This window comes from Mesorhizobium sp. CC13, from assembly GCF_039907765.1.
GTDB lineage: Bacteria > Pseudomonadota > Alphaproteobacteria > Rhizobiales > Rhizobiaceae > Aminobacter.
Window position 1 is genome coordinate 1 of record NZ_JARDJI010000041.1, and the last position, 11619, is coordinate 11619.

Genomic DNA, 11619 nt, shown 5'->3' on the forward strand with positions numbered 1-11619 from the left:
CGCTTCCCGAACCACCTCCCTCAAAGGGAGTGTTCTTTGACAATGGCCAGGCGCGAAAGCGAGCGTGGCAATGGATAAATGTGCCTGGACGGCCCCCTGCCCCGAGCCTGCCAAAAGGCCGTCCTGGGCGAGGGAAAAAACCCGCCCCGACCCGCCTCACCCCTCCCGTGGCGGCAGGCGTCGAAGCCGGTCTTGGTCGTCTGGAAGCCGGCGTTGCGGTAGAAACCCAGCTTCGACGGGTCCTTCGAGCTGGTGAGCAGCATCACCTTGTAGCAGCCGAGCGACCATGCGGCCTCCACGGCCGCAAGCAGCACCACACGTGACGCGTGGGGGCCTGGTCAGGCCTCGCCGGCGAGGTACGCCGGCAGGTCGGCGATGGAATCGAGCACCACGTCGGCCATCGGCGTCAGCGTTTCGCGCGTGCCGGTGCCCGAAAGCACGGCGATGGCGAGGCCGGCGCCGCCGGCCTTGGCCATTTCGAGGTCGTGGCGGTTGTCGCCGACCATGGCGATCTCGGACGGCTTGAGCCCGGTCAGGTCGGAGAAGGCATGGATCGCATCCGGCGCCGGCTTCGGGTTGGCGACCGCGTCGTAGCCGTAGGCGGCGTCGAACATCTGGGCGACGCCGAGCGACAGTAGCGTCTTCTCCGCCCCGCTGGTCGAATCGTTGGTGGCGACGCCCAGCCTGAAGCCGGCGCCGTGCAGGCGCGTCAGCGCGTCCTTGCTGCCGGGCAGCGGCACGGCCTTCATGGCACCCTGCTCCGCCGTCACCCGGTCGAACAGCTTCACCATCGCCGCCCGCTCGGCGGCATCGGCATCGGGGTACCAGAGCTCGACGATGTCGGCATTGGTGCCGGCGGCGAACACCGAATCGGCCTTGAAGCAATGGGCCTCGAAGTCGTAGCCGGCCGCCGTCATCAAAGCGTCGGCGCGGCCGCGGTCGCCGCCGGCCGCCTCGAGCGCCATCATGTCGCCGATGGCGAACCAGGTCGCCTGGAAATCGACCAGCGTGCCGTCCTTGTCGAAAAGAATGCCCTTGATGCCCCGCAAATCACTCACTCCCTCGCCCCTCGCGCGGCGGCCCGAAATCGGGACCGATTCCGGGCCACTCGGTGCGCAATCAAACCAAGCAAAGCGTCCTTCGCGCGTCCTACTGTTCGCGCGGCGCCCTTAGCCGGTGAATATGCTCCACGAGCCCGGCTGTCGAGGCGTCGCTGCGCGCGGCATTTTCCCGCCCCTCCACGACAGGCAGCAGCCCGGTGGCGAGTTCCTTGCCCAGTTCCACACCCCACTGGTCGAAGGCGTTGATACCGAACAGCTGCGCCTCGACGAAGACGCGGTGCTCGTAGAGCGCGATCAGCCGGCCCAACGTGTACGGGTCGAGCCTGCGGTAGAGGATGGTGACCGACGGGCGGTTGCCGGAGAAGACGCGATGCGGCGCGATCCTGTCGACCTCCTCGGGCTTCATGCCCTTGGTCAGCATCTGCCGCCGCGCCTCTTCGAGGGTGCGGCCCTTCATCAGCGCCTCCGACTGCGCCAGGCAGTTGGCGAGCAGAAGGTCGTGATGCTGCTTGAGCTCCGGCTCGTGGCCCTCGGCCGCGGCCAGGAACTCGACCGGGATGAAGTCGGTGCCCTGGTGCAGAAGCTGGAAGAAGGCGTGCTGGCCGTTGGTGCCCGGCTCGCCCCAGACCAGCGGGCCGGTCGGCGTTACCACGCCGCCGCCGGCGATGGTGACGCTCTTGCCGTTCGATTCCATGTCGAGTTGCTGCAGGTACGCCGGCAGCCGCGACAGGCGCTGGTCGTAGGGAATGACGGCGCGGGCCGGGTAGTTGCACACCGCCCTGTGCCAGAAGCCGACGAGCCCCATGAGCACGGGGATGTTCCTGAGCAGCGGCGCCTCGACGAAGTGCTTGTCCATGGCGTGCGCGCCGGCGAGGAAATCGGCGAAGTTCTTCGGACCGACGGCGATCATGATCGGCAGGCCGATGGCCGACCACAGCGAGTAGCGGCCGCCGACCCAGTCCCAGAAGCCGAACACGCGGTCCTTTTCGATGCCGAAGGCGGCGACCTTGTCGAGCGCGGTGGAGACGGCGGCGAAATGCTTGCCCACGGCCTCGGCTCCGAGTTCGGCCTTCACCCAGCGGCGCGCCGTCTCGGCATTGGTCATGGTCTCGACCGTGGTGAAGGTCTTGGAGGCGATGACGAACAGCGTCGTCTCCGCCTTCAGCCCCTTCAGCGTGTCGTGGATATGCGCACCGTCGACATTGGAGACGTAATGCGCGCGCGGGCCGTCGTGGTAGGGCGCCAGCGCCAGCGTCGCCATGGCCGGGCCGAGATCGGAGCCGCCGATGCCGATATTGACCACGTCGGTGATCTTCCTGCCGGTGGCGCCGGTGGCTGCCCCCGAGCGGATCGCGTCGGCGAAAGTCGCCATCGCGTCGAGCACGGCATGGACGTCCTCGGCGACGTCGCGGCCGTCGAGCATCACCGGCTCGCCCCTGGGGACGCGCAGCGCCGTGTGCAGCACCGCACGGTCCTCGGTCACGTTGATGCGGTCGCCGCGGAACATCGCCGCCCGCCGGCCCGGCAGGTCGACGACCAGGGCCAGCTTTTCCAGCAGCGCCATGGTCTCGGCGTCGACCGCGCATTTCGACCAGTCGAACAGGAGGTCGCCGTCGGCGACCGAGAAGTGCCTGAAGCGCTTGGGATCGGAGGCGAATGCCGCGCGCATGTTCTTCGGCGCGTCCTGGTGCTGGTTGCGAAGCGCGGCCAGCGCCGCCTGGAAGGGTTGATCGATCACCTTGGAACTCCGAATCTTTCGTCCTGCCCGTACCGTCCTGGCCACCATCCTAGCAAACCTCATGCGACATTAAGAGGGCGGCGGCGGCGGACTATCGCGGCAAATTTCAATCGATTCAATAGGCAAATTTCAATCGATTTAGCGGATGTCGCCATGCGGCGCGGCGGGAAACTTCACTGGCATAAATCCATAGGATTAGAAAAATTGATTGGTGCAAGCGGTTGAGCCAAGGATAGCTTTCTATGGTCCAGCAAAGTCAAAACGACTGGACATGCGGGAAACGTCACTATGCCACAGCGAAACGACACGGCGATCTGGTCCGGCCTGTTCAGGATCTCGGCGGAATCGGGCCAGACTCTCCAGGCCCAGATCCGTCAGGCGATCGTCGCGGCCATTCTCGACCGCCAGATCGCGGCCTCCATGCCGCTGCCCTCGTGCCGGATCCTGGCCGAGAAGCTCGGCGTGGCGCGCGGCACCGTGGTGCTCGCCTTCCAGCAGCTCGTCGACCAGGGCTTCCTCATCGCCCGCGAGCGCCGCGGCCACTTCGTCAACCCGGAAGTGCTGGCGACGCCCGCCAAGCCGCAGCAGAAGAGCCCCGACCAGCCCAATGAAATCGATTGGAAGGCGCGCCGCCAGATCGCGGCGAGCGACATGCCGCCTCCGGCCAAGCTGGAGAACTGGATCAAGTCGTCCTATCCCTTCGTCTACGGCCAGTTCGATCCGTCGCTGTTTCCCACCGCCGAATGGCGCGAGTGCAACCGCATGGCGCTGGCCGTGCTCGAGATCCGCAACTGGGCGGCCGACATGGTCGACCGCGACGACCCGCTTCTGATCGAGCAGATCCAGGCACGGCTCTTGCCGCGCCGCGGCATCTTCGCCAACCCCGACGAGATCATCGTCACGCTGGGTGCGCAGAATGCGCTCTACATGCTCGCCTCGCTGTTGATGACTAGGGGATCCAGGGTGGCGATGGAAGACCCGGGCTATCCCGACGCGCGCTCGATCTTCCGCCTCGCCGGCGCCGACATCGAGCCGGTTCCGGTCGACCACGAGGGCATCGTCACCTCGGCCATTCCCTCCGACGCGGGCTTCGTCTTCGTCACGCCGAGCCACCAGTGCCCGACCATGGTGCCGCTGTCGCAGGAGCGCCGGCTGGACCTGCTCGCCCGCGCCAACCGCAACAACCAGATCATCATCGAGGACGGCTACGACAGCCAGTTGCTCGACGAGTCGCCGCAGCAGGCGCTGAAGAGCATCGACCGCTCGGGCCGCGTCGTCTATGTCGGCTCGATGTCGAAGACGCTCGCGCCCGGCCTGCGCCTCGGCTACATCGTCGGCTCCGCCGGGCTGATCTCGGAACTGCGGGCGCTGCGCCGCTTCATGCTGCGCCACCCGCCGGCAAACAACCAGCGCGCCGTCGCGCTGTTCCTGTCCCTCGGCCACCACGAGGCGCTGGTCCGCCGCCTGTCGACGGCGTTCGGCGAGAGGCGCAAGCGCTTGGTCCAGGCGATCTCGGCCTTTCTGCCGGACTGGCAGTCGACGGACGCCGCCGGCGGCACGTCGCTATGGCTCGAAGGGCCGCGCGGCACCGACTCGCGCGGCCTTGCGGCGGCGGCTGCGTCGCGCAGCGTGATCATCGAACCGGGCGATCGCTTCTTCGAGCACAGCGACAAGCCCACCCGCTTCATGCGCCTGGGCATCTCCTCGATCGCGCTGCAGCACATCGAGCCCGGCATCCGCGAACTGGCGACGGCCGCCGGGCGCCGGCCCGCGGCAGCCTGAGCCCCAAGGCACCGCGCGCCACCCGGCGCGCGTGCCTCTCGAGCTGACGCAGTCCTCCGCGAAAATCGGTTTCGATAATCGGGGTCATGCACGCTCCGCCGGCGCCCGCCCGCCGCCGACTTATATCAGCAATCTGGCATATCCAGCCAAATCCACTGGCCCATGGTCTGGGCCAATGGACGCGGCATAGTCCGGCAAAGGGAACGAGGCGGAACGACGGTGGCATAATCACTGCGGTCCAGCTTCACGGGATTTGCGGAGGACTGCATGTCGGTAGCCGTCGAGAACAACGCTTCTTCGGCAGAGCAACGATCGCGCCGTTCCGGCGGCCGCGAAGCGCGGCGGGCGCTGCGCGCGGCCCCGCTGGCGGAGGACATCCGGCCGGTTCGCGCCGGCCTCGAAGGCGGGCGCTTCGGCCCGCTGGCCCAGGACGACCTCGAACGCATCCACGAAGCCGTGCTCACCCTGCTCGAAACTGTCGGCTTCGCCAACGCCATCCCGAACTGCATCGAGGCGCTGACCAGGGTCGGGGCGAGCCATGGCGACGACGGGCGCATCCGCTTCCCCCGCGCGCTGGTGCTGTCGACCATCGAGAACGCCGCCCGCAACTTCACCCTCTGCGGCCAGGACCCACGCCATGACATGGTGATCCAGGGCAAGCGCGTGCACTATGGCACGGCGGGTGCCGCCGTGCATCTGGTCGACGTCGAAAAGCGCGAGTACCGCGAAAGCCTGATCCAGGACATCTACGACGCCGCCCGCATCGTCGAAGGCCTCGACAACATCCATTTCTTCCAGCGCCCGATGGTGCCGCGAGACATCCCCGACCCGCTGGAGATGGACTTCAACACGCTCTACGCCTGCGTCTCCGGCACCTCCAAGCATGTCGGCACCAGCTTCACCGTGCGCGAGAACGTGGCGCCCGCGCTGGAGATGCTCTACGAGATCGCCGGCGGCGAGGAGAATTTCCGCGCCCGGCCCTTCGTCTCCAATTCCAACTGCTTCGTCGTGCCGCCGATGAAATTCGCCGAGGATGCCTGCGGCGTGCTCGAAGCCTGCGTCGAGGGCGGCATCCCGATCCTGCTGCTTTCGGCCGGACAGGCCGGCGCCACCGCGCCGGCAGCGATAGCGGGTGCGGTCGTCCAGGCCGTCGCCGAAGTGCTCGCCGGCCTCGTCTACGTCAACGCCATCAAGCCGGGCCACCCTGCCATATTCGGCACCTGGCCCTTCGTCTCGGACCTGCGCACCGGCGCGATGTCGGGCGGCTCGGCCGAACAGGCGCTGCTGACGGCCGCCTGCGCCCAGATGGCCCAGTTCTACGACCTGCCCGGCGGCTCGGCCGCCGGCATGGCCGACTCCAAGCTGCCCGACATCCAGTCGGGCTACGAGAAGGGCATCACCAACGTCATGGCCGGCCTCTCCGGGCTCAACCTGGTCTATGAGTCCGCCGGCATGCACGCCTCGCTGCTCGGCTTTTGCCTGGAGAGTCTGATCATCGACAACGACATGCTGGGCCAATGCCTGCGCTGCGTGCGCGGCATCGAGGTCAGCGACGAGGCCCTGTCGATCGACACCATTTCCGAGGTCTGCCTCAACGGCCCCGGCCACTATCTCGGCAACGAGCAGACCTTGAGGCTGATGCAGACGGAATACTTCTATCCGGCCGTCGCCGACCGCTTCTCGCCCAAGGAATGGAACGAAAAGGGCAAGCCCGACATCCTCGGCCGGGCCATCGCCGAAAAGAAACGCATCCTCGCCGAGCGCTTTCCGCGCCATATTCCAAAAGCCACCGACGACAAGCTGCGCGCCCGCTTCGGCAGTCTCATCCACCTGCCGCGCGGCGGCATGGGCGGGTGAACAAACCCGGCGGCACCGGCAAGCGCTTCAGGACTGCTCGCTCGTCAGCCCAAAGCGCTCGACGACCTCGCGATTGATCAGCCTGGCATGCAGGGCGAGCAGGATGAGCTGGGCATCCAGCCCGTCCGACGCATCGAGCGCGGCCTCGATGCGCCGCTCTACGTCGGCGGCAAGCTGGCTGCCGTTCACGCCCCCGAACGCCTCGGGACCGTTGAGGCAATAGCCGAACAGCTGCGCCACCGGCGGATAGGCCCTTGCCGGCGGCTCGTCCGGCCAACGGTCCTTCATCAGGTTGACGATGGTGAGCTTGACGCCCTCCGGCACGAGCGCCGGATGCAGGTCGACCGCGCGCAGGGCCTCGTCGAGCTGGCGAAGGTCCCCCGAGCGGCCGAAGATTCCCAAGAAACCCAAGGATGAGCGGCGTCTGGCCATGATGTTCCGGTTCCCGATGCTGCGCATTTAGGGTGCTCCGGCCCGACATGCAAAGGCCTGCAACCGTATTGCCGGGCGAAATTTCTGCCGCGCATCGAATATGACGATGCGCGCGCCGTTCCTCCCGCGCAATCGGCAAGATTGCCGGGCGGGAGACGACACATGAAAAAGGTCTTTGCCGCTATCGGCACGCCGTTCATCACCGCTGCCGCCGCTCGGACACCTGCACTGGCCGACGACGATGTTTCGCAATTCTTCAAGTCGAACGGGCGGCGGCCAGTTCTATTCCGCACCAATGAGCGCAGGATTGCCGCTACGCCGGCCTGTCGCTTGACAGTGCGAGGCGTCGCCTGTATTTAGCAGATATGTTAATTAACATAACGGCTAAATAAATGACCGACGACCAGCTCAGCGCCACCTTCGCATCGCTCGCCGACCCGACCCGGCGCGCCATCCTGGCGCGGCTGGCGCTCGGCGAGGCGACGGTCAACGAACTGGCCGAGCCCTTCGCCATGAGCCTGCCCGCCATCTCCCGGCACCTGAAGGTACTGGAAGGCGCCGGCCTGATCAGCCGCAGCCGCGCGGCGCAGTGGCGACCTTGCAGGCTGGAGGCCGGGCCGCTCAGGGATGTCGCCAACTGGGTCGAGCACTACCGCCGCTTCTGGGATGCGAGCTTCGACCGCATGGCCGACTATCTCAAGGAACTGCAGGCGCCCAAGGGAGGTCCCGATGACCGCAAGAACTGATACCGTCGCGGCCGAGCCGCTCTTTCTGGAAATTTCGCGGCTGATGGATGCGCCCCCGGCGCTCGTCTTCAGGATGTGGTCGAGCCCCGAACACCTGATCCGCTGGTGGGGGCCGAAGAACTTCTCGTCCACCTCCAGGCAGCTCGAATTCCGCGAAGGTGGGCGCTACCATCACCTGATCCACGGCCCGGATGGCATCAGCGACGGCATGTCCGGCATATTCCGCGAGATCGTCGAGAACGAGCGGATCGTCTTCACCTTCGCCTGGGATCACGATCCCGACTGGCAGACGCTGGTGACGGTGACGCTGCAGCCCGAAGGCGACGGCACGCGCCTGACCTTCCGCCAGGAGCCGTTCCACGACGTCGAAACGCGCGACTCGCACAGGGGTGGCTGGGGCGAATGCCTCGATCGCCTTGGCGATGCGCTCGCCGGCCGTCCCGTCGTCTGAGTTCCTGCGCGCCGGTTGAAGCTGCCGGCGCGCCGGCTGCCCGATTCAACCCTCAGTCACCGCCGGTCGTTGTCGATCAGCGGAACGACGCGCCATGCGAGGAGAAACGAAGATGCTGAAATCCTATCGCGGCAGCTGCCATTGCGGCGCCGTCCATTTCGAATGCCGGCTCGATCTCGCGCCCGCCGGCCAGCGCTCGAAGCCTGAACTCGACGGCGTCTGGTGGACGTCGAGCTTCCGCTGCAACTGCTCCTGGTGCGCCAAGACGCGGTTCTGGAAGAATTTCGCCCGCCCCACCGGCTTCCGCATCACCTCGGGCGAGGACATGCTGACCGACTACCGCTTCGGTTCGTCGGCCATCCGCCACAGCTTCTGCAGCCGCTGCGGGGTGCATCCCTTCGCCTCGGCGAGCTTCGACATCATGGGCGGCGACTTCCATGCCATCAACATCGCCTGCCTCGACGACGTCTCGCCGGAGGAGTTGGCCGCCGTGCCTATCATCTATGAAGACGGCCGCAACGACGCCTGGGACCGCCCGCCCGAGGTGACGAGCTATCTGTAGAGCGCACGAGCTTCCAGCCTCGTTACCACTTGACAATAAGGAACAAATAAGGAACAACTTTCCATCATTAGTTTCTTGTAGACGCACAATACAACCACAAGGATTCATGATGGGCAAAAATACGGGTGAAGGATTTCGCCGAGGCGCCGTTCGCGAACGCACCCAGTTCGAGCGGCCTGATGGCCTTTGGCAAAAGCGCGATGAGCTGACTGGCGAATTCATGGAAGTCAAACAGTCCGACGGACCGTTCAAGGGAGTGGCAAAGGAGCCCGACGGCCGAGACACCGACAAGGCGTAGCGACATGGACTGTCGGCACACTGCCAAGCCGGTATAGATAGGCGATCAGTGATTGTCGCGCGGGATGCCCCCGGTCTGGGCGACGCGCTGGTATTTCACCGCCGGCTTGAGCACCATGCCTTCGGAAAGCTGGTCGACCATGCCGCGCTGGATCTCCTGCCACGGCGTCTGGTGCGCCGGGTAGCGGTAGCCGCCGCCGGCCTGCAGCTCGGCGCGACGGCGGGAAAGCTCCTCGTCGCCGACGAGAATGTCGGCAGTGCCTTTCCTGAGATCGATGCGCACCCGGTCGCCCGATTTCAGCAGCGCCAGCCCGCCGCCGACGGCGGCTTCCGGCGAGGCGTTGAGGATCGACGGCGAACCCGAGGTGCCCGACTGGCGGCCGTCGCCGATGCAGGGCAGCGAGTGGATGCCGCGCTTGATGAGGTAGGCGGGCGGTTGCATGTTCACCACTTCGGCGGCACCCGGATAGCCGACGGGTCCTGCGCCGCGCATGAACAGGATGGTGTTCTCGTCGATGCCCTCGGCGGGATCGTCGATGCGGGCATGGTAGTCCTCGGGACCATCGAACACCTTGGCCGTGCCTTCGAAGGCCTCGGGATCGCCGGGGTTCGACAGGTAGCGGTCGCGGAACTCCTTCGAGATGACGCTGGTCTTCATGATGGCGCTGTCGAACAGGTTGCCCTTGAGGTTGATGAAGCCGGCGTCCTTCTTGAGCGGGTCGGCCACCGGGCGGATGACCTTGGTGTCCATGGTCTCGGTCGCAGCGCAGTTCTCGCCCATGGTCCTGCCGTTGGCGGTGACGGCATCGGGATGCGGCAGCAGACCTGCCTTGATCAGTTCGGCGACGACAGCCGGCACGCCACCGGCATGGTGATAGTCCTCGCCGAGATATTCGCCGGCCGGCTGCAGGTTGACCAGCAGCGGCACATGGTGGCCGAGGCGCTGCCAGTCGTCATTGTCGAGCGGCACGCCGAGATGGCGGGAGATGGCGTTGAGATGGATCGGCGCGTTGGTCGAGCCGCCGATCGCCGAATTGACGACGATGGCGTTCTCGAAGGCCTGTCGCGTCATGATGTCGGAGGGCTTCAAATCCTCGCGCACCATTTCGACGATGCGTTTTCCGGTGTCGTAGGAGATCTGGCCACGCTCGCGATAGGGCGCCGGGATCGCCGCCGAGCCCGGCAACTGCATGCCGAGCGCCTCGGCAAGGCTGTTCATCGTCGTTGCCGTGCCCATGGTGTTGCAGTAGCCGACCGAAGGCGCCGAGGAGGCGACGATCTCCATGAACTCGTCGTAATCGATCTCGCCGGCGGACAGGCGCTCGCGCGATTCCCACACGATGGTGCCCGAGCCGGTGCGCTTGCCCTTGTGCCAGCCGTTGAGCATGGGCCCGACCGAAAGGGCGATCGCCGGAATGTTGACGGTGGCCGCCGCCATCAGCAGCGCCGGCGTGGTCTTGTCGCAGCCGATGGTGAGTACCACGCCGTCGAGCGGGTAGCCGTAGAGCACCTCGACCAGGCTGAGATAGGCGAGGTTGCGGTCGAGCGAGGCTGTCGGGCGCTTTCCCGTTTCCTGGATCGGGTGGCACGGGAACTCGAACGGCACGCCGCCTGCGGCGACGATGCCGGCGCGGACGCGCCTGGCAAGTTCGATATGGTGGCGGTTGCAGGGCGACAGGTCCGAGCCGGTCTGGGCGATGCCGATCAGCGGCTTGCCCGACTGCAGCTCCTCGCGCGTCAGGCCGAAATTCAGGTAGCGCTCGAGATAGAGCGCGGTCATGCCGGGATTGTCCGGATTGTCGAACCACTCCTGCGAACGGAGCTTCTTCGTCGTCTTCTGGCCGGTCATGACAATTCTCCCGAAAGCGGTTGCATGGTTATGGCAAGGACGGCTGCCCGGCAAGGCGACACGGTCGACGCCGCCCGGCCCGGCGATGGACAAGCGGCGACCGGCGCGCTACCCCTTCATGGTTTTCATCGGGAGGGGATCGCGCATGGCTCTGGTGATCGAAGGCGAGGAGAAGATCGGCGCGCCCATCGACGTCGTCTGGAAGGCACTGAACGATCCCGCGGTGCTGAAGGAAAGCATCCCCGGCTGCGAGAGCCTGGAGATGTCGTCGCCGACCGAGATGGCCGCCAAGGTGGTGCTCAAGATCGGCCCGATCAAGGCGACCTTCTCCGGCGAGGTGACGCTGAAGAACCTCAAGCCGCCGCACTCCTACACCATCGAGGGCGAGGGCAAGGGCGGCATCGCCGGCTTCGCCAAGGGCGGCGCCGATGTGACGCTGACCGAGGACGGTCCCGACGCGACGATCCTCAAATATGCCGCCAAGGCCGATGTCGGCGGCAAGATCGCCCAGCTGGGCAGCCGCCTGATCACCTCGACCTCGAAGAAGCTCGCCGGCCAGTTCTTCTCGACCTTCAGCGAGAAGGTGGGCGGCGCCTAGGGAGCGATTGCAGTTTCCGATTGCGGAGACTCCTCTCGTTTTCCTCCGACACCCCCTCCGCGTCGAGCGCGGCCTCCGACGACCCCACCCCGATCCGCTGCGCGGATCGACCCTTCCTTCAAGGGGGGAGACGCAGTCCTCGCGCCCGTGAGAGGACACCCACCGCCCGCTCATTCCTTCCCACCCCCCTCTGTCCTGCCGGCGTTCGTCGTTCGAAAAGCCAAGCAATTGGCTTTTCGTCGCCTT

The 11619-nt window shown here is 66.3% G+C and carries 12 protein-coding genes; 8 read left to right on the forward strand and 4 right to left on the reverse strand.

Going from position 1 to position 11619, the window contains the following annotated elements:
• Window positions 1-338 precede the first annotated feature (338 nt).
• A complete protein-coding gene (locus tag PV773_RS24895) occupies window positions 339-1049 on the reverse strand; it encodes an HAD family hydrolase (protein WP_347968959.1) in 711 nt (236 codons plus the stop codon).
• A gap of 100 nt (window positions 1050-1149) precedes the next feature.
• Window positions 1150-2796 (reverse strand): glucose-6-phosphate isomerase, encoded by a 1647-nt coding sequence (pgi, locus tag PV773_RS24900; protein WP_347968960.1) that lies wholly within the window; start codon window positions 2794-2796, stop codon window positions 1150-1152.
• A gap of 291 nt (window positions 2797-3087) precedes the next feature.
• Between pgi and PV773_RS24905 the strand changes: the two genes are divergently transcribed.
• Together PV773_RS24905 and PV773_RS24910 are read left to right on the forward strand one after the other, a co-directional pair.
• Entirely contained in the window at window positions 3088-4581 is a 1494-nt protein-coding gene (locus PV773_RS24905) for a PLP-dependent aminotransferase family protein (RefSeq protein WP_347968951.1), read from the forward strand.
• Between the two features lie 267 nt (window positions 4582-4848).
• Window positions 4849-6438 (forward strand): trimethylamine methyltransferase family protein, encoded by a 1590-nt coding sequence (locus PV773_RS24910; protein WP_347968952.1) that lies wholly within the window; start codon window positions 4849-4851, stop codon window positions 6436-6438.
• 27 nt (window positions 6439-6465) lie between these two features.
• Here the strand turns inward: PV773_RS24910 and PV773_RS24915 are convergent, their stop codons facing one another.
• Window positions 6466-6870, reverse strand: coding sequence for a hypothetical protein (locus PV773_RS24915; RefSeq protein WP_347968953.1), 405 nt, complete (start codon window positions 6868-6870; stop codon window positions 6466-6468).
• Between the two features lie 162 nt (window positions 6871-7032).
• On the opposite strand from PV773_RS24915, the gene PV773_RS24920 reads away from it, so the two are divergent.
• The 5 genes from PV773_RS24920 (at window position 7033) to PV773_RS24940 (ending at window position 8927) form a co-directional block, all read left to right on the forward strand.
• The gene (locus PV773_RS24920; RefSeq protein WP_347968954.1) at window positions 7033-7230 is read left to right on the forward strand and encodes a hypothetical protein; all 198 of its coding nucleotides are present in this window, start codon (window positions 7033-7035) and stop codon (window positions 7228-7230) included.
• A gap of 32 nt (window positions 7231-7262) precedes the next feature.
• Window positions 7263-7616 (forward strand): metalloregulator ArsR/SmtB family transcription factor, encoded by a 354-nt coding sequence (locus tag PV773_RS24925; protein WP_347968955.1) that lies wholly within the window; start codon window positions 7263-7265, stop codon window positions 7614-7616.
• Window positions 7600-8067, forward strand: a complete 468-nt coding sequence (locus tag PV773_RS24930; protein WP_347968956.1) for an SRPBCC domain-containing protein — start codon at window positions 7600-7602, stop codon at window positions 8065-8067. The genes PV773_RS24925 and PV773_RS24930 overlap by 17 nt, the downstream gene beginning before the upstream one ends.
• Window positions 8068-8179: 112 nt before the next feature.
• Entirely contained in the window at window positions 8180-8629 is a 450-nt protein-coding gene (locus tag PV773_RS24935) for a GFA family protein (protein WP_347968957.1), read from the forward strand.
• A 106-nt stretch (window positions 8630-8735) separates the two neighbouring features.
• Window positions 8736-8927, forward strand: a complete 192-nt coding sequence (locus PV773_RS24940) for a hypothetical protein (RefSeq protein WP_340036249.1) — start codon at window positions 8736-8738, stop codon at window positions 8925-8927.
• Between the two features lie 45 nt (window positions 8928-8972).
• Here PV773_RS24940 and PV773_RS24945 read toward each other — a convergent pair whose 3' ends face one another.
• Window positions 8973-10775 carry an IlvD/Edd family dehydratase gene (locus PV773_RS24945; protein ID WP_347968958.1) on the reverse strand — a complete coding sequence of 601 codons (1803 nt, stop codon included), beginning with the start codon at window positions 10773-10775 and terminating at the stop codon, window positions 8973-8975.
• A gap of 145 nt (window positions 10776-10920) precedes the next feature.
• On the opposite strand from PV773_RS24945, the gene PV773_RS24950 reads away from it, so the two are divergent.
• Window positions 10921-11373, forward strand: coding sequence for a carbon monoxide dehydrogenase subunit G (locus PV773_RS24950; RefSeq protein WP_340036247.1), 453 nt, complete (start codon window positions 10921-10923; stop codon window positions 11371-11373).
• The last annotated feature ends 246 nt before the right edge of the window (window positions 11374-11619 follow it).